Consider the following 20,128-nt stretch of genomic DNA (forward strand, 5'->3'; position numbering starts at 1 on the left):
GAGCCGCGATCCAACACCCGGCGCGGGGCGCCTCACAAACCATTATGCCTTGCGTTGCGTGTTAGGAAATCTAATGACGGAGCATGGCCCGTCCTCTCCTGCCCCTCAACGCCCTGCGCGCTTTCGAAGCCTCCGCCCGGCACCTGAACTTCAGCCGCGCCGCCGACGAGCTGTCGGTGACGCCCGGCGCCGTCAGCCAGCAGATCCGCCTGCTGGAGGACATTGTCGGCGCGCCCCTGTTCAAGCGTGAGCCCAAGGGCCTGGCCCTGACCGATCTGGGCCGCGCCTCCATCCCGCTGCTGCGCGAAGGCATGGAGCGTCTGATGGACGCCTCGGCCCTGCTGCGCGAGCCGCCCCGCAAGAAACAGATCAGCGTCAGCGTGGCGCCGTCCTTTGCCGCCAAATGGCTCATGCCGCGCATGGACCGCTTCCACGCCGAGCACCCGGAGGTGGAGGTGTGGATCTCGGCCGACATGGAGCCGGCGGACCTGTCGGACGGCACCGTGGACGTGGCGGTGCGCTACGGCCCCGGCGGCTACGCCAACGCCCATGTGGACCTGCTGATGACCGAACAGGTGCTGCCGGTGTGCGCGCCGGGGCTTATGGGCGGCGATAAGCCCATCCGAAAGCCTGTCGATCTGGTCCACCACGCCCTGCTGCACGACGTGTCCTCGGACGCCGATCCGGGGCGGCCGGACTGGGCCATGTGGCTGAAGGCGCGCAAGGTGCGCCATCCCGATCCGCGCCGGGGATCGCGCTTCTCGCAGTCCAGCCTGCTGATCGAGGCGGCGGTGGCCGGACGCGGCGTGGCCCTGGCCAAGCGCACCCTGGCCCAGGCCGACCTGAGCGCGGGGCGGCTGATGGCGCCCTTCCCCGACGGCAGCCAGACGGTGGGCTTCGCCTATCACATCGTCACCCCCCGCGACCGCCCGGCCTCGCCCAGCGCCATGGCCTTCGCCGAGTGGCTCAAGCGCGAGGCGGTGGACCACGAAAACAACATGGATCAGCTCTGACGCAGAAAGGGCGGCCCCGGCTGGTACCGCCCTTTCCGTGTTCGTGCCTCAGCCGATCAGGGCTTAGTGGACCCCGGCGGCCTGCCGCTGGTCGGTGTCGGCCAGGATCAGCTCTTCCTCGATCAACAGGCCGGACTCGTCGATCTGGATGACGATGGCCGTGTAGCCCAGCCGCAGCAGTTCGCCGAGGCGGTCCACATTGTTGACCAGGATGGCCGGGCGCTGGCCTTCGCCTTCGCCGGCCGGGCTGACCAGTCCCAGAGCCAGACCGACGGGCAGCTGGATCACGCCGGTTGGACCGACCACGCCGCCGACCGGGATGATGAAGCCGTCGATCAGGACCTGGCGAGCGTCCGCATTCCCCCTGCCCACCACGGCCTGGCCGTTGATGACGAAGGTGCCGCGCGCGTCCGTGGTGATCTGGTTGAACACCCCGCCGATCACGCCGCCGGGCGCATTTACCTGAACCACGCCGCCATTCACCACGACATTGATGGTCTGGCCGGCGTTCAGGACGATGGTCCCGCCGCTGGCGTACGACCCGGTGATCGTTCCGGCGCTGTTGATGGTGACCGGTCCGGCGGCCTGTACCGAGCCGCGCACCGAGCCGCCGGTGGAGGTCAGCATGACCGCGCCGCCCGAGGTGATGGCGCGGTTGGTGTCGCCGCCAGAGGTGATGGTCACAGGACCGCCGGCCCTGATCACCCCGTTGGAAGAGCCCCCCACGTTGAGGGTGACCGAGCCGCCCGCATTGATCGGCCCTCTTTCGTTGCCGGCCACGGTGGCGTTGACGTTGCCCAGGGTGTCCAGGGTGTCGTCGCTGAAGACCTGGTCACCGCTGAGGGTCGAGGTGAAATCTCCGGCCAGCAGGACCGTCTCGGCCGTGAAGTCCCCGCCGGTGGCGGTCATCAGACCCAGGCGCAAGCCTTCGACGCCGGCGTCGCCCAGGGTGATGTCGCCATCGCCCGCCGAGCCGCCCGTCCCCGCCAGGAAAACCACGCCCTGCTGGCCGTCGGTCGTGCCGATCAGGTGCGGCGCGATGGAGATCGCCCCGGCCTGGTTCGCCGACTGGACGGTGTTGAAGGTGGTCAGCAGCGCGGTCAGGCGCACCGTGGCGTCCGCGCCGGCGCCCATGAAGGACAGGCTGTTCGCCGCGTAGGCATCGCCCGTCAGCACGGTCTTGTTGGCGCGGACCACGGTGGCGCCCAGGCGCGCCATGGCGCCCAGAGAGCCGAGTTCGACCGAACCGGCGCCGGCGTTCACGCTGAACGCCTGCCCGCCCGCGACAGAGCCGTTCACCGAACCCAGCACCGCGTCACCGCCCGAGGTGGCGATGGTCGTGGCCCCGTTCAGGGTCGCGGGGCCGGACACCGTGAAGTCGCCGCCGGCCGTGGAGAAGGCGCCCGACAGACGGACCTGATCGCCGCTCCAGGACTGCGCGCCGGTGCTGGCCGCACCGGCTATGGTGACGACGCCGCCTGAAACGATCAGATCGTCAACCGCGACGCGGGAGCCCACGGGGCCCAACGCCACATCGCCTGCCCCCGCAGAGATGGTCAGGCTGTGGGCCCCGTCAATCAGGCCCAGCATGACGTCGCCGCCCTGGGTCACGATCTGCACGTCGCCGCCCAGCGTGGTCGCGCCATTGACGCTGAAGGCGCCGCCCGAAGCGTAATCGCCGTTCAGGGTCAGGTCGCCGGCATAGGACTGAGCGCCCGTGGTGGCCGCTCCGGCCGTGGTGATCGAAGCGCCGCTGGCGGTGAGCGAGGTCAGGGCCTGGCTCGCGCCGACTGCGCCGAGGCTCACCGCGCCGTCGGCGGTCAGGCCCAGGGCGTGCGCCCCGTTCACCGCGCCCAGTGCGATGGAAGCCGCATCCACATCGACGTCGCCGCCCAGCGTGGTCGCGCCGTTGACGCTGAAGGCGCCGCCCGCCGTGTAATCGCCGTTCAGGGTCAGGGCGCCGGCATAGGACTGCCCGCCCGTGGTCGACGCTCCGTTGGTGGCGATGGAGGCGCCGCTGGCCGTCAGCGAGGCCAGGGCCTCCCCCGCACCAACCGCGCCAAGGCTCACGGCGCCGTCGGCGGTCAGGCTCAGGTCATGCGTCCCGTTCACCGCACCCAGCGCGATGGAGGCCGCATCCACATCGACGGCGCCCCCCAGCGTGGTCGCGCCGTTGACGCTGAACGCGCCGCCGGCCGCATAATCGCCGTTCAGGGTCAGGGCGCCCGCATAGGACTGCCCGCCTGCGGTGGTCGCGCCGACCGTGGTGATGGTGGAGGCGACAACATCCAGCGACGCCAGGGCGTCCACCGCTCCCGCCTCGCCCAGGATCGCCGAGCCCGCATTGATCGACAGGGCGTGAGCGCCGTCGATCGCGCCCATGACCAGCGATCCGTCCACGTCGATCGACACCTCGGTGGCCAGGGTGGTGGATCCGGTCACCAGCAGGCCGGCGGCGTTGTAGGCGGCCCCGGTGAGGGTCGCGTCGCCGAACAGCAGCAGGCTGTCGAGGGCGGTCGCCGCCCCCGCTGAGCCGACGCTGATGACGTTCGCCCCGATGCTGAGGGTCTGGCCGTTGACGCTGGAGCCCTCGACCCCGGCCAGGGAGACCCCGGCGCCGGTCAGGCTCAGATTATCGATCAGAACGATGCCGCCCTGGATGTTAATGTCGCCGCTGGCCGTGACCCGTCCGCCGAGGCCCGAACCGGCCGCGCCGGCGGTGAGGGTCAGATCCGCAAGCCCCACCCCGGCTTCATCGAAGAGGACCGTGCGTGTCGCGCCCAGGATGGCGGACTGACCGTAATCGCCCGCGCCGATGTTGATCGTGTCGCCGTCGCCGGAGGCGTTGAAGGCCGTCTGGATGGACAGCGCCCCTCGCCCGCCGCCGACCAGATCGCCGAAGCCCACGTACAGGTTGCCGTCCGCGCCCGTGCCGGTCCATCCGCCGACGAGGCTTTCCGACGCATTGGCCAGGTTTACCCCGCGATCGATCGCATCCTGCAGCGACCGGTCGAAGAACAGATAGCTGCTGACCCCGCCGTCCAGGGCGTCGTTGCCGACCACGAAGTCGAAGCCCCCGACGGTGAGGTCCCCCACCTCGTGCAGGGCGCTGTTGTAGACCTGCAGATAGACCGCCGTATTCTCGCCGAAGCTGTTGCTCGCCTCGACCGTGATATCGGTCAGCCGCTGGTCGCTGTGGTTGTTGCGCTGGTAGAGCGCCAGCCCGCCCCAGGCGTTGCCCGAGGTGGTTGTGTTGCGGATGGTGACGCCCGCGCTGTCGGTGATGGCGATGCCGTTGCCGGCGATCACGCCATTGACGGTGACGCCGTCGATCAGCACGTCGAGCACGCTGTTCAGATCAAGGCCGGTCTTGCGTGATCCGTTGATGGCCACGTCGGTGATGCTGAAGCCGGTGTTGCGGCCCGACGCCCCGGAACCGGAGGCGGCCTCGACCTTGACGCCATAGGTCGCATTGGTCGCGGCCGCAGAGCCGTTGAGCGTGAAGCCGCTCAGGGACACGTCGTCGCCGTGCACCCGGATGCCGTAGCTGCTGTGGCCCGACGCGTCGATGATCGTCTGACCTTGCCCCTGCCCCACCACGGAGATGCTGTCATCCTGGATGAACAGGGTGTTGGTCAGGATGTGCGTGCCCGCCGACAGGTTCAGGGTTTCTCCCGCATCCGCCAGCGCCAGGGCGCGAAGCGCGGCGTTCACACCCGACCCTTCGGTCACGAACAGATGCCCGTCCACCACGCGGACGAGACCGACGCCGGACTGGTCGATACCGTGATGAATGCGGTCCTCCAGAGCGAAGAGCTCCGCAGCGCTCATGGCTGAACCCAGCGCGCCGTTGAACATGACGCCGGTCATGTCCAGCCCGCTCGCGCCGACCCAGGTGAGGTGCGCCACGGTGTCGGCGCCGCTGATGAAGTTGTTGCCCGCGCCGAAGTTGATCACGCCCCCGGTGCTGGCGGGCAGGAAGATGTCATAGGCGTTGTTGTCGAAGGTGTTGCCGGTGATGTTGATCACGGTCGGCAAGGCGTTGCCCGCCCCCACCAGGAAGGCCTGCTGGTTGTCGGTGAAGATGTTGTCGGTGATGTTCAGCGTCCCGACCCCGCGAACGATCAGGGCGGCGCCGTCGTTGACCCCGGCGGTGAACCGTGTCGGGCTGGCCCCGATGCCGCTGATGTCGTTGTCGACGAAATCGACCCTCGCCGCACCGAACACCTTGAAGACGCCGCTGGACAGATCGGTGGTGTCGCCGACGTTGCGCACGGTGTTGCCGCTGATCAGGACATTGGCCGTCGGCGTGGCCTGGCGGAAGGTGACGTGTCCGACCGTGCCGTCCAGCAGGTTGTCGGCAAACACCACGCTGGTGATCGCCGTGGCGGTTCCGCCCGTGCTGGTGTCGAAGGCCGAGAAGCCCCGGATGCCGAGGAACTCGGAGTTGGTGATCGAGATGGCGCCGCCGAACTGGCCGCCGGCGAAGCCGTGGCGCCCGGCCACGTTTCCACCGTCAAAGCGCACGTCGTCGACTGTCAGATTGGTGACGCGGCCGTTGCGGACCAGGGCGTTTCCGCCGCCGTCGCCGCTCAGGGTGAAGCCCCGCAGCGTCAGGTTCGAGAAGGCTGTATTGGACAGGGCGATCCCGCCCGTCAGGAAGGTCTCGTCCATGCCCGCGCCGGCCAGGGTCATCCCGTGGCGGATCGTCACCGTCTCGTTGTAGGTGGCCGCGCCGGCGTCGACCAGGCCCCCCGCGCCGGCCAGATCCACCGCGCCCTGCAGGCCGCCGCCCTCGATGCTGACGGTGTTGTCGGACGCGCCCAGGCCGGCGAAGGTGGCCGAGCCGTAGTAGTTCAGGGCGTCGGCTCCGGCGGCGATGGTGAAGGTGTTGCCGTTGAAGCTGTTGGCGCCCTGAAGCAGGCCGACGCCCTCGACCGCGGCGTTGACGGTGTTGCCCGACACGGTGTTGCCCGTGTTCTGCAGGCTGACGCCGTAGTCGGCAGAGATGGTGTTGCCGGTGATGGTCGCATTGCCGGCGGCGTACTGGGTGGTGGTCTGGACGCCGGTCAGCACATTGTCGATGACGTTGCCGGCGACCGTCACGCCCCGGCCCGAGATCGACACGCCCACGCCGCCGCCGTCGCCCTGGATGGTGAAGCCGGACAGGGTGGTCCCGTCGGCGCGCAGGTCGATGATGCGGCCGGTCACGCCCGCGCCATTGATGATCGCGCCGTCCGCGCCGGTGATCGTCAGATTCGCCGGACCGCCGAACGCCGTGCCGAATCCGCCATAGGTCCCGGCGCCGACATTGATGAAGCCGCCGGCGCGCACGTCACGGATGGCCGCGCCGAGGGTCAGGCCGTCCACCACGGTGAAGGCGTTGGTGTAGTCCGTGCCGCTCCAGCCTTCGATGGAGCTGGTGTTCGCGGCGCCGATGTTCAGAGCGAAGGCGGTGGCGTCGTTCAGATCGGTGCGGAAGAAGGTGAACTGGTCGCCGTTGGCGCGGTGCCCGGTGTTGCGCACCGCATAGTCGAACCCGGTCAGGTTCAGCTGGCCGATCTCGGGATGAAGGGTGGAATAGCTCTGGACGAAAACGCCCAGCATTTCGCTGAAGCTGTTCTCGCCCGCGTCGATGTTGATGTTGTTGGTCAGGCCGTTATAGGCGCCCGCCACATTGCTCTGATAAATCGCCACCGAGCCCCAGGCGTTGCCCCGGGTCGTGACCCCGGTCAGGGTGATGTCGGCGCTGTCCGTGATCTGCACGCCCGCGCCGCCGGACTCATGGCTGTCATCGCTCACGCGGCGGCCGTCGGCGGTGAAGTTGGTGATGGTGGCGCCGACCACGCCGTTCAGGTCCAGTTCGGCCCGGGTCGAGCCCCGCACGGTCACATCGCTGATCGCGAAATTATAGAGGCGCTGGTCGCGATTGTAGCCCGTCGAATTCGGCTGGACCTTGATGCCGTAGTTGTTTGCGCCGCTGTCGGCCCCGTACAGGGTGAAATTCGACAGGCTGACATTGTCGGCCGAAACCAGGATCGTGCCGAGTCCGGAGCCGACGCTGCGGCCGTCCAGGATCACGCCGCCTTCGGACTCCCCGGTCAGGGTCAGCGACTTGTTGATGATCAGGCGGGAGCCGGCGAAGTTGTACACGCCGTCCGCGACAAAGACCTGGCCGCCGTTGACCACCGCCGCGACGCCGCCGTGCACCGTGCTGATCGGCGTGGGCGCCGCGCCCTGGCTGGTCGGCGAACCGGCTGTGTCCACATAGACATGGGTGCGGTTCGAGGCGGAGTAGGCCTGGTTGTAGACCGACATGCCGCTGTTGGCGTTGCTGAGATTCAGCAGGTGCAGCTGGGCCGCAGCCGACGGATTGGCGCCGAGCGCACCTCCGCTGGCTGAAATGGCGGAGCCGTTCCACACACCGTTCAGGTGGACATTGATGCCCCACTCATTGCCGAACTGGCCCTGCGCGTTGCCGGTCAGGGTCAGGTTCGAGCCATCGGTGTACTGAACCGAGATGGCGCTCTTGGTGTTGTCGATGATGTTGTCGGTGATGATCGAGCCGGTGTTGCGGCCGTCGATCAGGATGCCGTTGCGGACTCCGGTGATGACGTTGTCCGTGACCGTGACGTTTTCGGCCCCGTTGCGCAGCACCACGCCACGCGTGATGGTCGAGCCCCAGGCGAAGCCGTCGTAAGCGCTGTCGGCCTGGCCGATGAAGTGCAGACCCTGGATGACGGCGCCGTCGCCGCTTGCGTTGACGGTCAGGCCGTCCTGGCCGTTCTGGTTGGCGATGATGCGGGCCGCGCCGCCGCCGTCCACCGTCACATTGGCCGCATTGATGACCGCCCCCGCCGCATAGTCGCCCGCACCGAGGTTGAGCGTCGTGCCGCCGTCGACCACGCCGATGACGCCGAGGGCGTCGGCGATCAGGGTCTCGGCGGTTGTGTCGGCGCCGTTCGGGTCGATGTTGAGCGTCAGGGCGCCGTCGTCGACGTGCACGTCGCCCGCGCCGAAGACGCGGCGGGCGTTGAACGCAATGTCGCCTTCGACGGCGAGATTGGCCGAGACCTCGATGGCGTTGCCGGCGGCCTCCAGCACGATGACGCCGTCGTCGGAACTGGCCGAAGCCACCGACAGGACGCCCGAGGTGTTGATGACCGCGCCGACAAGGGCCGAGGCGGCGGCGGCGCTCATCTGGATGCGTCCGCCCGCCGCGAAGATGTCGCCGTGGTTCTGGACCAGCGGACTGGCGGTCGGCACCGTCAGCTCCAGCAGGCCGTCGTTGGCGAGATCAAGGGTGAAGCCCTCGGCGCCGCCCAGGAACACATGGCCGCCGGTGGCGGTGATGATCCCGCCGTTGGCCACGCTGGGGGCCACGAAGGCCGCCAGACCGGCGTCCGCCACCGTGATGCTGGCTCCGGCGGCGATGGTCACCGCGCCGGACGCGCCGGTGAAGCTGAGCTGGTTGCCCAGGGGATTGGACAGGCTGGCGCTGGAGGCGACCAGGCTGCCCACATTGACGTTGGCGCCCGAACCGAACAGCACGCCGTTCGGGTTCAGGATCATGATCATGCCGTCGCCGGACAGGGCGCCGTAGATCCGCGAGGGGTCGCCGCCCTGATCGCGGTTCACCGCGATGTCGCTGGCGGCCATGTCGAAATGGACCGAGGCGTCCGATCCGATGTCGAAATTCGACCAGTTGATGACCAGCCGGTCGCTGTTCTGGGTGATCGTGAGGTTGTTGGGCCCGCTCGATCCGATGCTGGCGCTGCCGTTGATGACATTGGCCCCCGTCGGCAGGGCCCCGGGCGCGGGCGCGACCTGCGCCAGCGCCGGTTGGGCGCAGACCAGGGCCAGCGTGCCCGCCGACAGCATCAGGGCGCGGCGTCCGCCACGGATGGCGCGGCGGCGGGACGTCATCGTTCCGGTGTTCTGCTGCTTGATCATGTCCACTCTCCCAAACCCTCTCGGCGGCCGCTGCGGGCCGCCCAAGTCCCTGTTGTCGTCAGAACGCCGCGCTCAGCGTGAAGAAGAAGCGCCCGTCGTCATTGCCCTCGGCCGCCACGTCGCGGCCCAGCGGCACGGCGTATTCGATGGAGGCGCCGAAGCGATCGTTGAAGCCGAGCCGAACGCCGACCCCGGCGGATTCCAGCGAGGCGCGCCGGGGCTCGCCCGGCAGCGGATCGTTCTGCGACACCTCGCCGCCCTCGTAGAAGGCATAGGGTTCGAGGGTCGCGAAGCCTTGCGGCGGCAGGGTGTAGAACAGCTCCACCTTGCCCGCGACGCCCTCGTCGCCAGTGATCTCGGAGGGGTCGTAGGCGCGGCCGTACTGGGTCCCGCCCAGGCCGAATTCCTCCGACGCCAGCAGACTGTCGCCGGTCACCTGGGCCACAACGCCGGCGCGCAGGTAGAGCCCGCCGGTCACCGGCTGGATGCGGCTGAGCTCGATGTTGAAGCGGGTGAACTCGCCCGACGCCGTGGCCCGCGACTTGTTCGGGTCGCCCATGCGTGTGGCGTCAAGGATGTTGATCCCCCGCGTCGCCGAGGCGCGCAGCGAACTCAGGCCGCCCCAGCGGTCAGCGTGGTTGGCCATCACCTCGGCCGACAGGGTGCGGATGCTGTCCTCGAAGACCGGATCGATGAAGTCGTTGCCGGAGTCGGCGTCGCGCGCCGTGAAGGTCAGGCGCCCCAGAACATTGGTCTCGCGGCTGCGCAGGAAGGGATACTGAAATCCCATGCCCCAGGTGGTGCTCTCGCCGGTCAGACCCAGCAGCGCCAGTTCGTCGCCCGGCTCCGTGTTCGCATAGCTGGCGAAGGCGTTGAAGCGCAGCCCGGACCAGCCGAGCGGCTGGTCATAGCTGGCGGAAATGAACCCCAGTTCGGAATCTTCGGGCGCGCTCACCGCCGTCAGGGACAGCCGCTCGCCCATGCCCAGCATGTCGTTGAGGGTGACGCCGCCATAGACCTGGATCGGACCCAGCCAGCGCGAGCCGCGGTTGTCCACGGCCACGAAGGCCTCGAACGGATCGCGCTCGACCACCAGGCTGATGTCGGCCGCCCCCTGCTGCGTGGCGGAGGGGCTGACGACGGCGCGGACGTCCACGCCGCCCAGATCGCGCGCCAGCAGCAGGGCGCGGGCCAGGGCGTCGCCCGAAGTGGGCCGCCCGTCGCGCACCGGGTCCATGTAGCGGGTCAGGAAGGGGGCATAGCCGCCGGCGTCGCCCTCGATGGTGATCCGGTCCACATAGCCTTCCAGCACCTGGATGGTCAGGACCCCATCCTCGATGCGCTGGGGCCCCACCACCGCGCGCGACAGGACATAGCCGCGCGAGCGGTATTCGGCGGTCACCGCCTCGGCCAGGGCGAACACCCCCGCCAAGGGCATGGGACGACCCAGATAGGGGGCGGCCAACGCTTCAAGAGCCGCGACCGGCACGGCCTGGGCGCCCTCGAAGCGGACGTCGGTCAGGGTGACGGAGAGATCGCTTTCGGGCGCGCTTTCCTGGCGGGGCAGCTCGGGAACGTCCACGGCGCGCACATCCGGCGCCTCAGGCTGCTGACGGAAGCGTTCATCCAGCCGGCCCGGATCCACTGGCGGCTGCTGCGCATGGGCGACGCCCCCCATCATCACCATGGCGGCGGCCAGCCACGTCCATCTTTTCCCGAAAGCCATCCACTTCCCCCAAATTCACGCCACACACCGTGTCCGCAAACACGAATACCGACGTTCCCCGGGAAGCCCATATAACAACACTATTTTTCTGGCCAGAAGATTCTCGCAGCGTTAACCAACATTCTCTTAGAATTTTTGATTCCCCATCGAAGCGATCCGTGCACAGACACCGATGTATGGGCCTCGAATACTTCAGATTATCTTCACATTATCAAATACAGATGAGATTTGGACTTTACGCTCCTCTGCAACGTCGAAGTTATTTTTAACCCTTATGATTGGTTTATAGCGAATACATCTGTTATCTTTATTTTAAGCATTCTTGTAGGCGGCAGTCTTAAGGGGCGCCGGTGCAGGATTCGGGTCGAACAGACCGGAGTCCTCGACCCCAATGCGCCTTTCAAGAACACTGTCCACTTACGCCGCCGCCGCCGTGCTGAGCCTGGCCGGTGCGTCCACGGTGCAAGCGTCCAGCCTGGACGGCGTGTTCGACGTCGCGGGGCTGCGGCCGGTCATGCAGACCAGCCAGACGCCGCAGTGGAGCCGCGTCATCGCGCGGTCTTCGATCCAGCAGGCCGAGATCGCCTCGGCTGACTGCGACACCTTCGAACAGGTCAAGTCCGCGCCCTGCCGGCTGGCCGCATGGGACCGCAAGCTGGCGGGGTGGGCTGCGCGCCCGGCGCACGAGCGGATCGACCGCATCCACCGGGCGGTGAACCGCCTGGCCTATGTGACAGACGCGGAGAACTGGGGCCGCGCCGACCATTGGGAGACTCCGCTGGAAATGTTCGAGCGTGGGGGCGACTGCGAAGGCTTCGCCCTGACCAAATATTTCGCCCTGCGCGCCACGGGCCATGCCGACGCGGACATGCGCATCGCCGTGGTGTGGGACAACCAGGATCAGGAGGAGCACGCCGTGCTGCTCGTGCGCGTCGACGGCGCCGTCTGGATGCTGGACAACAAGATGGAAGCGCCGGAGCGCGCCGCAGACCACGCGGCGCGCTACCGCCTGATCTACTATTTGAACGAGGGCGGCGTGCGGCTTCCCGAGCCGGCCTCGATCCGCGCCTCGGCGACGCCGCGGGTGCGGCTCACCAACGGCGGACGCACCCTGGTGATGCAGGTGCGGCCCCGCAATGTGCGCCAGCTGCAGAGCGACCGCGGGCGGGTCCTCGCCGCCGTCGACCGCATCCAGCCCGCCGGGGACTGAGCCCCGCTCAGCGTCCGGCCTCGAGCCGCGACAGGGCCCAGCCGGCCGCGTCGCGCACCACAGGGTCCGGATCGTCCAGCAACCGCTCCGCCGACGGGACCAGATCCGGATCGCCGCTGTTGCCGATGGCGTACAGCACATTCCGCACAAACCGGTCCCGGCCGATCCGCTTGACCGCACTCTTGGTGAACAGGGCCCGGAAGGCCGCGTCGTCCAGCGCCGCCAGATCGGCCAGACGGGGCGCGCTCAGACTGTCGCGGGCGTGCAGCCGCGCCTCTTGCGCGCCCCGGGCGAACTTGTTCCACGGACAGACCGCCAGACAGTCGTCGCAGCCGTAGATGCGGGCGCCCGCCGCCACGCGGAATTCTTCCGGCCACGGCCCGGCGAACTCGATGGTCAGGTAGGACAGGCAGCGTCGCGCATCCAGCTGGAACGGGGCGGGAAAGGCATTGGTCGGACAGGCGTCCAGACACGCCCGGCACGAGCCGCAGTGCTCGTCCTCGGCCGGGTCGGGCTCATAGTCCGCCGCCGACAGGATCACCCCCAGAAACAGCCAGTTGCCATGTGTGCGGCTGAGCAGATTGGTGTGCTTGCCCTGCCAGCCCAGACCGGCGCGCTGGGCCAGCGGCTTCTCCATCAGGGGGGCGGTGTCCACGAACACCTTCACCTCCGCGCCGGACCGGGCGGCCACGATCCCGGCCAGCTGCTTCAGCCGTCCCTTGATCAGCTCGTGATAGTCGTCGCCCCGCGCATAGACCGAGATATAGCCCGCCGAGCGGTCCTCCATCTCCGGCAGGGGATCCTGCTCGGGGCCATAGTTCAGGCCCAGCACGACGGCGGTGCGGGCGTGCTCCCACATGGCCGTGGGATGGGCCCGGCGCGCCAGCGTCGTCTCCATCCAGCCCATCTCGCCGTGGCGGCCCTGCTCCACGAAGTGGGCCAGCCGCTCGCCCGCGCTCCACGGCGCCGAGGCCGAGGCGAAGCGGCAGACGTCGAAGCCCAGGTCCGCGGCCCGGCGTCGGATCTCGTCTCGAGGGTCCCTGGCCATGGGGCGCGATAGCGCGCGCGGCGGCGGAAAGCTAGAAATCCAGATCCGCGTAGTGCACCGGCGGCGCCACGCCGGGGAAGCGGTCGCCCAGCAGCGGCCGGAACGAGGGTCGCGACTTGATCGGCACATACCAGGCCTTGAGCGCCGGGAACGAGGCCCACGGCATCTCGCTGAAATAGTCCATCACCGAGAAATGCGCGGCGGCGACCAGATCGGCCTGGGTCATGCGCCGCCCGGCCAGCCAGTCGCGGCCCTTCAGCAGGTCTTCCAGCTCGGCCAGATGCTGGCGCAGGGCCTCGCGCCCGTGACGCAGGCCGCGCGCGTCCGGCGGCCCCAGCTTCAGGATCGCCTTCTCCAGCCGCTCGTGCAGCAGCACGGCGTTGACCTCGTCATTGAAGCGGCGCTCGAACCAGGCGGTCAGGCGGCGAGTTTCAGCCCGCTCCACGGGATCCACCGGCATCAGCAGCGGCCCGCGCGCGCTGTCCTCGATCCAGCCCAGGATCGCCCCCAGCTCGCACAGGGTCAGGGTGCGGCCGTCCAGCATGGTGCGCACCACCGGCGGCATGCCGGTGGGATTGACCTGGCTCAGGATGCAGTCCGGCTCCCATGGCTTGACCGGGCTTTCGCTGAACTCCACCCGCGCTTCGCCCAGCGCCAGGCGCGCGGCGCGCGAGGCCGGATCGAACGGATAATGCAAAAGGGCGGCGACAGGCGAAGACATGGCGCACCCATGCGCCCGCCGTCCTTAATCCCGCGTTTACTCCGTCACCGGGACGCCCGTGGAGGGCTCGGCATCGCCCTTGATCCCGCCATGGGCGCGGGTGCGGCCGCGCGGGTCGGGATGGATCAGGATGTCGGCGCCGGGGAAGGCCTTCAGGATGCGGGCCTCGGCCTCCACCACCACGGCGTGGGCGGCCTCCAGCGTCTGGTCTGGCTCCAGATCCACATGCATCTGCATCATCAGCATTGGCCCGGCCATGCGGGTGCGCAGCTGGTGCACCCCGCCGATGCGCGGATCGGCCAGCACGGCGGCGACGATGCGGGCGCGGGTCTCGTCGTCCACGCCCTTGTCCATCAGATGGTCGGCCGAGCCCCTGAGCATGCCGATCGCGCCCCAGAACAGCCAGACGGCGACCACGAGGCCGGCCGCCGCGTCCAGTCCGGCGGCGCCGAGGAAAGCGCCGGACGCGACCCCGATCAGAACCACGATGTTGGCGCCCAGATCGGCGGCGTAGTGGGCGCGGTCGCCCCGCACCGCCAGCGATCCCGTGGCGCGGATGGTCCGGCTCTGCAGCCACACCAGACCCATGGTCACGGCGATGGAGACGATCATCACCCCCACGGCCCAGCCGCCCGCCGTGATGGGACGCGGGTCGACCATGCGCTGGATCGATTCCCAGGCGATGAAGACGGCCGAGGCGAACACCAGCCCGGCCTGCACCAGGAAGGCGAGCGCCTCGGCCTTGCCGTGGCCATAGCGGTGCTCGTGGTCGGCCGGGATGGCGGCCCAGCGCACGGCGAAGAACACCGACAGCGAGGCGATCAGATCCAGCGCCGAGTCGGCCAGCGACGCCAGGATCGACACCGACCCCGAGGCCCCGAGAGCGAACGCCTTGATGGCGATCAGGAACACCGCCACCCCGACCGACAGGGTCGTGATGCGGCGGTTGGCGGCGTGGGCGTCGAGGGGCGTGGCGGTGTCGGTCATCGGTCAACTTGTGGCGCAACAGCGGGGTCGGAAGCAAACCGAACCCCCGCCGGGGATCGAGAATTGCCGCGCCTGTCACGAAATCGCCGTTTCCGGGGAACAGTTTGTCAATGTTGATCGCGCTACAGCATCGACCACACGAAGATCGCAGGACAAGGGAGCCGTCATGGAGACCGCCCAGCGACACTGGATCGGCCGCACCGAGGCCCTGGACCGCCTGGGCGTGAAAACCCAGACGCTCTACGCCTATGTCAGCCGTGGACGGATCACCGCCCGCCCGGATCCTGAAAACCCCCGCCGCAGCCTGTACGCCGCCGACGACGTGGCGCGCCTGTGCGATGGCTCGCCCGCGCCCGCCGCCCCGGCTGTGATCGGCGGCTCGCCCGTGCGCGGCGAGGCCACGGTGCAGTCCTCGGTCACCGCCATCATCGGCGGCCGCCTGTTCTACCGGGGCCGCGACGCCGTCCAGCTGGCCGAGCACGCCACCCTCGAGGACGCCGCCCGGGTGCTGTGGAACGCCCGCGACGGCAATCCCTTCGCCCCCCTGAAGCCGCGCATCGACGTGGCCTACGCCGGCCCTTCGCGCTCGCGCCTGCTGCAGTTCATCGCCCGACGCGTGGACGAGGATCCGCCCGCCGCCGGCCGGGCCCAGCGTGACCTGACCATCGAATGCGCCGGGGTGCTGAGCGAGATGGTGGACGCCATCGTCGGCATGGGCCCGCGCCTGCACCTGCATCAGCGGCTGGCCCGGGCGTGGAAGATCTCCGAACTGGATTCCGGCATCCTGCGCCGGGCCCTCGTCCTGTCCGCCGACCACGAGCTGAATGGCGCGGTGCTGGCCACGCGGGCCGTGGCCGGCACCGGCGCCAGCCCCGCCGCCGCCGCCATGGCGGGCCTCGCCGCCCTGACCGGCCCGGACGTCAGCCGCCAGCTGGCGGCCGCCAGCGCCCTGGTGCTGGACGCCCGGCGCGATCCCGAGGACACCGTGCGCCGCCGCATGGATCAGGACGGCCGCCTGCCCGGCTTCGGCCACGAGCTCTATCCCGACGGCGACCCCCGCGCCGCCGCCCTGCTGGCCGCCGCCGACCTGCCCCGCGATCTGGTCGCTCTGGTGGAGGCGGGCGAGCGGGCCACGGGGCTGAAGCCGTCCTTCGATCTGGCTCTTGCCCTGATCGTGCGGCGCTTCAACCTGCCCCGCGACGGCGCCTTCGACCTGTTCGCCATCGGGCGGTCGGCGGGACTTCTGGCCCATGCGCTGGATCAATTGCTGGAGGGGGCGCCCATCCGCGCGCGCCTGCGCTATGTGGGCGTCGAACCGGGCGCGCACTGAGGGGCGCCGGGCCATCTGACCAAGACGGGGGATTCGCCGCATGGGCGACTGGTTGATTGCGCTGCTGCTCGGCATCGTCGAGGGGCTGACCGAATTCATTCCCGTCTCGTCCACCGGCCACCTGCTGCTGCTGGGCCACTTCCTCGGCTTCGAGAGCACCGGCAAGACCTTCGAGGTGGTGATCCAGCTGGGCGCCCTGCTGGCGATCGTGACCGTCTATCTGCGCCGCCTGTTCGAGCTGGCCACCCGGTGGCCCCATGACCCCCAGGCGCGGCACTTCCTGATCGGCCTGCTGGTGGCCTTCCTGCCGGCCATGGTGATCGGGGTGTTCATGTACGACATCATCAAGACGGTGTTCTTCGAGACGCCGGTGATCATCTGCGTCTCGCTGATCGTCGGCGGCTTCGTCCTGCTGTGGCTGGACCGCCGCCCCATGACGCCGGTGCATCTGGACGCGGCGAAATACCCCATGCGCATGTATCTGATCATCGGCGTGGTGCAGTGCCTGGCCATGGTCCCCGGCGTGTCGCGCTCCGGCGCCACCATCGCGGGCGGACTGCTGCTGGGGGCGGACAAGCGCTCGGCGGCGGAGTTCTCGTTCTTCCTCGCCTTGCCCACCATGGGCGCGGCGGTGGCCTACGACCTGTTCCAGAACCGCGCCGTGCTGGACTTCTCGGACTTCGGCCTGATCGCGGTGGGCTTCATCGCCGCCACCATCACCGCCTTCCTGACCGTCAAGGCCGTGCTGGCCTTCGTGACGCGGCATGGCTTCGCGGTGTTCGCCTGGTGGCGCATCGCCGTGGGCACGGTGGGCCTGGCCGGGCTTTGGCTGACCGGGGCCCTTTAGGTCCGCACGAACTCAAGGAACAGCGGCGGGGTGTCGCCCAGCTGCTTTTCCTCATAGCGGGTGGTGACATGGTCGGCGGGCGCGGTGCGCCAGTCGTCGGCGCGCTCGGCCTGCCACGCCAGCCCCTCGGTGCGCAGGAAGCGTTCGTGGGCCCAGCCGGCGTAGTCCTTCCAGTCGGTGACGAAGCGCAGACGGCCGCCGGGCTTCAGCACCCGGGCGATCTCGGCCGCCGTCTCGTCCTGGATCAGGCGGCGCTTGTTGTGCCGGGCCTTGGGCCAGGGGTCGGGGAACAGGATCATGACCCGGTCCAGACTGGCGTCCGGCAGGGCCTCCATCACCGCCCGCGCGTCGCCGGCATGCAGGCGCACGTTCTTCAGGCCCATCTCCTCCACATGGCGCAGGGCCGAGCCGACGCCGTTCAGGAAGGGCTCGCAGCCGATCATCAGGGCGTGGGGATGACGCCGCGCCTGTTCGGCCAGATGCTCGCCGCCGCCGAAGCCGATCTCGATCCAGACCTCCGTCGCCTCGGGCATCAGCGCCTTGGGGTCAATCGGCCCGGCCTCGGGATCGGGCAGGGCGATGGTCGGCAGCAGGGTGTCGAACAGGGCCGCCTGACGCGGCTTGAGCGTGCGTGAACGGATGCGCCCGAACGAGCGCATGGGGCCCCAGTCGGTGGCGGCCTCGGTCTTGTCTTCAGGTCCGGCCATCAGTCCCGCAGCAGTTCGTTGACGCCGGTCTTGGCGCGGGTCTGGGCGTCCACGCGCTTGACGATGACGGCGCAGTACAGGGACGGCCCCCCGTTCGGATCAGGCAGGGCGCCGGGCACCACGACGGAATAGGCAGGCACCTCGCCCCGGAACACCTCGCCGGTGGCCCGGTCCACGATCCTGGTGGAGGCCGACAGATAGACGCCCATGGCCAGCACCGCGCCCTCGCGCACGATGACGCCCTCGGCCACCTCGGCGCGGGCGCCGATGAAACAGCCGTCCTCGATGATGGTGGGGTTGGCCTGCAGGGGCTCCAGCACCCCGCCGATGCCCGCGCCGCCGGACAGGTGCACATTCTTGCCGATCTGGGCGCACGAGCCGACGGTGGCCCAGGCGTCGACCATGGCGCCCTCGTCCACATAGGCGCCGATATTCACGAAACTGGGCATCAGCACCACGTTCCTGCCGATGAAGGCGCCCTGACGCACGAAGCTGCCCGGCACGGCGCGGAAGCCCGCCGCGCGGAATTGTTCAGCGTGCCAGGCGCCGAACTTGTTGGGGACCTTGTCCCACCACGGGCCGTGACCGGCATGGGGCGCGGCGAACCCCTTGCCCGAGGTGGACATGATGCCGTTGTCGTTGAGGCGGAAGGACAGCAGCACCGCCTTCTTCAGCCACTGGTGGGTGGTCCAGACGCCGTCCTCGCCGCGCGAGGCCACCCGGGCCTGGCCGGAATCCAGCAGGTCCAGAGCCTCCACCACCGCGTCGCGCGCCTCGCCGGTGGTGGACGGCGACAGCTCGGCCCGGGCCTCCCAGGCGGCTTCGATCACGGATTCCAGGGGATGGGTCATGCGGCGTCTCTCAGGGACAGGCGGTTCAGGAAGGGCGGCAGGGTTTCGGTGCGGTGATCCACGAAGGCGGCGGTGGAGGCCGGGGCGTGGGCGCCCACCAGCACTGTGGCCATGCCCATGTCGGCGGCGGGCTTCAGGTTCTTCTCGGTGTCCTCGAAGAAGGCGGCGCGGCGGGGATCGACCCCGTGCCGCTCGATCATGCGGGTGAAGGCGCGCGGGTCCGGCTTGGGGATCAGGTCCGAGGCCTCGATGTGGAACACGTCATCGAACAGGTCGGCGATCTTCAGCGCGTCCAGCACCCGCTCCGCATGGGCCGCCGCCCCGTTGGTGAAGATCAGGCGCCGCCCGGGCAGGCGCGACAGGCCGTCGCGCAGCACCGGGTCCGGCGTCAGGCAGTCCAGCTCGACCCGGTGCACCTCGTCCAGAAAGGCGCGGGGGTCCACCCGGTGGTTCAGCATCAGCCCGCTCAGCGAGGTGCCGTGATCGCGCAGATATTTCAGCTGCAGCTGGCGCGCCTCGGCCGGGCCCATGCCCACAGTACGCACGAAGAAGGCGTTGATGCGGTCCTGCACCCGCCCCATCAGTCCGCTCTCGGCCGGGTACAGGGTGTTGTCCATGTCGAACACCCAGTGCTCGACGTGATCGAGCGACGGGCTCACGCCTTCACCAGGGTTCCGGCGCCGTGCTCGGTGAACAGCTCCACCAGCATGGCGTGGCTGCGCCGTCCGTCGAGGATCACCACCGCCTCGACCCCGGCCTTCACCGCCGCCATGGCGGTTTCCAGCTTGGGGATCATGCCGCCGGTGGCGACGCCGTCGGCGATCAGCCGTTCCGCCTCGGCCACCGTCATCTGGCGGATCACCTGTCCATTCTGGTCCAGCACGCCCTTCACGTCGGTCAGCAGGAGCATTCTTTTGGCCTGCAGCGACCCGGCCACCGCGCCCGCCACCGTGTCGGCGTTGACGTTGTAGGTCTTGCCGTCTTCCGCGACTCCAATGGGCGCGATCACCGGCACCCAGTCCTCGGACTCCGAGGCGATCAGGCCCCGGATCAGCTTGGGATCCACCTTGGTGGGTTCGCCCACGAAGCCCAGGTCCACCTCGTGCTCGATCATGCTGTCGGGGTCGCGGCGGGTGCGCAGGGTCTTCTCCACCGTCAGCAGGCCCGCGTCCTTGCCCGACAGGCCCACGCCGCGCACGTCGGCCTGTTTCCCGGCCTCGGTGATCCAGCTGGCGATCTCCTTGTTGACCGCGCCGGACAGGACCATCTCGGCGATCTGCATGGTGGCCGCGTCGGTCACGCGCAGGCCATCCACGAACTCGGACTTGACCCCGGCCCGGTCCAGCATGGCGCTGATCTGCGGGCCGCCGCCGTGGACCACCACGGGGTTCACGCCCATCAGCTTCAGCAGCACCACGTCGGCGGCGAACTGCTTCGCCACAGCCTCGTCGCCCATGGCGTGGCCGCCGTATTTGATGACCACGGTCTGGCGGTCATAGACCTGGATATAGGGCAGCGCCTCGGCCAGGGTCCTGGCGGTGGCCCAGCTGCGGTCTTCGGACTGCCGCTCGTCTTCGGTGATGGGAACCTGGTTCATCGCCCCGGCGCGATAGCGGACATGGGCGTCGCTGTCACCTCATCCTTCTCCCTTTGGGAGAAGGGGGCCCCGCGCACGAGGGCGCGAAGCGGCTTCGTGCGCGGGGGTGGAGGAAGGAGCGGCGGAGCCGATCCGACG

The 20,128-nt window shown here is 69.2% G+C and carries 13 protein-coding genes; 4 read left to right on the forward strand and 9 right to left on the reverse strand.

Translation table 11 applies throughout. The features are described from left to right. Positions 1–83 precede the first annotated feature (83 nt). Complete coding sequence (gcvA, locus tag ACK4SE_RS03765) at positions 84–1,013, forward strand: transcriptional regulator GcvA (protein ID WP_409688930.1); 930 nt, start codon at positions 84–86, stop codon at positions 1,011–1,013. Positions 1,014–1,076: 63 nt separating this feature from the next. Here the strand turns inward: gcvA and ACK4SE_RS03770 are convergent, their stop codons facing one another. Further along, positions 1,077–8,966 (reverse strand): beta strand repeat-containing protein, encoded by a 7,890-nt coding sequence (locus ACK4SE_RS03770; protein ID WP_409688932.1) that lies wholly within the window; start codon positions 8,964–8,966, stop codon positions 1,077–1,079. A 58-nt stretch (positions 8,967–9,024) separates the two neighbouring features. Next, on the reverse strand, positions 9,025–10,692 hold the full coding sequence (locus ACK4SE_RS03775) for a ShlB/FhaC/HecB family hemolysin secretion/activation protein (RefSeq protein ID WP_409688934.1): 1,668 nt from the start codon (positions 10,690–10,692) through the stop codon (positions 9,025–9,027). 391 nt (positions 10,693–11,083) lie between these two features. Between ACK4SE_RS03775 and ACK4SE_RS03780 the strand changes: the two genes are divergently transcribed. Further along, positions 11,084–11,902 (forward strand): transglutaminase-like cysteine peptidase, encoded by an 819-nt coding sequence (locus tag ACK4SE_RS03780; protein WP_409688936.1) that lies wholly within the window; start codon positions 11,084–11,086, stop codon positions 11,900–11,902. Positions 11,903–11,909: 7 nt separating this feature from the next. On the opposite strand, the gene queG is transcribed toward ACK4SE_RS03780, so the two are convergent. From queG to ACK4SE_RS03795, 3 genes are read right to left on the reverse strand one after another with little or no spacing between them, the layout of a single operon-like run. Then, entirely contained in the window at positions 11,910–12,950 is a 1,041-nt protein-coding gene (gene queG / locus ACK4SE_RS03785) for a tRNA epoxyqueuosine(34) reductase QueG (protein ID WP_409688938.1), read from the reverse strand. Between the two features lie 31 nt (positions 12,951–12,981). After that, on the reverse strand, positions 12,982–13,671 hold the full coding sequence (locus tag ACK4SE_RS03790; protein WP_409688940.1) for a glutathione S-transferase family protein: 690 nt from the start codon (positions 13,669–13,671) through the stop codon (positions 12,982–12,984). A gap of 36 nt (positions 13,672–13,707) precedes the next feature. Then, entirely contained in the window at positions 13,708–14,658 is a 951-nt protein-coding gene (locus ACK4SE_RS03795) for a cation diffusion facilitator family transporter (RefSeq protein WP_409688942.1), read from the reverse strand. A gap of 166 nt (positions 14,659–14,824) precedes the next feature. On the opposite strand from ACK4SE_RS03795, the gene ACK4SE_RS03800 reads away from it, so the two are divergent. Beyond that, positions 14,825–15,988: a citrate/2-methylcitrate synthase gene (locus ACK4SE_RS03800; protein WP_409688944.1), complete on the forward strand. Its 1,164-nt coding sequence runs from the start codon at positions 14,825–14,827 to the stop codon at positions 15,986–15,988. Between the two features lie 40 nt (positions 15,989–16,028). Further along, on the forward strand, positions 16,029–16,835 hold the full coding sequence (locus tag ACK4SE_RS03805) for an undecaprenyl-diphosphate phosphatase (RefSeq protein ID WP_409688946.1): 807 nt from the start codon (positions 16,029–16,031) through the stop codon (positions 16,833–16,835). On the opposite strand, the gene trmB is transcribed toward ACK4SE_RS03805, so the two are convergent. The 4 genes from trmB to argB are packed head-to-tail and all read right to left on the reverse strand — an operon-like array spanning position 16,832 to position 19,990. Continuing rightward, positions 16,832–17,542, reverse strand: a complete 711-nt coding sequence (trmB, locus tag ACK4SE_RS03810; RefSeq protein ID WP_409688948.1) for a tRNA (guanosine(46)-N7)-methyltransferase TrmB — start codon at positions 17,540–17,542, stop codon at positions 16,832–16,834. The genes ACK4SE_RS03805 and trmB overlap by 4 nt on opposite strands. After that, positions 17,542–18,393 carry a 2,3,4,5-tetrahydropyridine-2,6-dicarboxylate N-succinyltransferase gene (gene dapD / locus ACK4SE_RS03815; protein WP_409688950.1) on the reverse strand — a complete coding sequence of 284 codons (852 nt, stop codon included), beginning with the start codon at positions 18,391–18,393 and terminating at the stop codon, positions 17,542–17,544. Before dapD ends, trmB begins: the two co-directional genes overlap by 1 nt. Beyond that, positions 18,390–19,052, reverse strand: coding sequence for a pyrimidine 5'-nucleotidase (locus ACK4SE_RS03820; protein WP_409688952.1), 663 nt, complete (start codon positions 19,050–19,052; stop codon positions 18,390–18,392). Before ACK4SE_RS03820 ends, dapD begins: the two co-directional genes overlap by 4 nt. Continuing rightward, positions 19,049–19,990 (reverse strand): acetylglutamate kinase, encoded by a 942-nt coding sequence (gene argB, locus ACK4SE_RS03825; protein ID WP_409688954.1) that lies wholly within the window; start codon positions 19,988–19,990, stop codon positions 19,049–19,051. Before argB ends, ACK4SE_RS03820 begins: the two co-directional genes overlap by 4 nt. Positions 19,991–20,128 lie beyond the last annotated feature (138 nt).

This window comes from Brevundimonas sp., assembly GCF_046293315.1.
Lineage (GTDB): Bacteria > Pseudomonadota > Alphaproteobacteria > Caulobacterales > Caulobacteraceae > Brevundimonas.

Coding starts and splice junctions, on each gene's coding strand:
- gcvA (WP_409688930.1), top strand. CDS start 84: ATGGCCCGTCCTCTCCTGCCCCTCAACGCCCTGCGCGCTTTCGAAGCC.
- ACK4SE_RS03770 (WP_409688932.1), bottom strand. CDS start 8,966: ATGATCAAGCAGCAGAACACCGGAACGATGACGTCCCGCCGCCGCGCC.
- ACK4SE_RS03775 (WP_409688934.1), bottom strand. CDS start 10,692: ATGGCTTTCGGGAAAAGATGGACGTGGCTGGCCGCCGCCATGGTGATG.
- ACK4SE_RS03780 (WP_409688936.1), top strand. CDS start 11,084: ATGCGCCTTTCAAGAACACTGTCCACTTACGCCGCCGCCGCCGTGCTG.
- queG (WP_409688938.1), bottom strand. CDS start 12,950: ATGGCCAGGGACCCTCGAGACGAGATCCGACGCCGGGCCGCGGACCTG.
- ACK4SE_RS03790 (WP_409688940.1), bottom strand. CDS start 13,671: ATGTCTTCGCCTGTCGCCGCCCTTTTGCATTATCCGTTCGATCCGGCC.
- ACK4SE_RS03795 (WP_409688942.1), bottom strand. CDS start 14,658: ATGACCGACACCGCCACGCCCCTCGACGCCCACGCCGCCAACCGCCGC.
- ACK4SE_RS03800 (WP_409688944.1), top strand. CDS start 14,825: ATGGAGACCGCCCAGCGACACTGGATCGGCCGCACCGAGGCCCTGGAC.
- ACK4SE_RS03805 (WP_409688946.1), top strand. CDS start 16,029: ATGGGCGACTGGTTGATTGCGCTGCTGCTCGGCATCGTCGAGGGGCTG.
- trmB (WP_409688948.1), bottom strand. CDS start 17,542: ATGGCCGGACCTGAAGACAAGACCGAGGCCGCCACCGACTGGGGCCCC.
- dapD (WP_409688950.1), bottom strand. CDS start 18,393: ATGACCCATCCCCTGGAATCCGTGATCGAAGCCGCCTGGGAGGCCCGG.
- argB (WP_409688954.1), bottom strand. CDS start 19,990: ATGAACCAGGTTCCCATCACCGAAGACGAGCGGCAGTCCGAAGACCGC.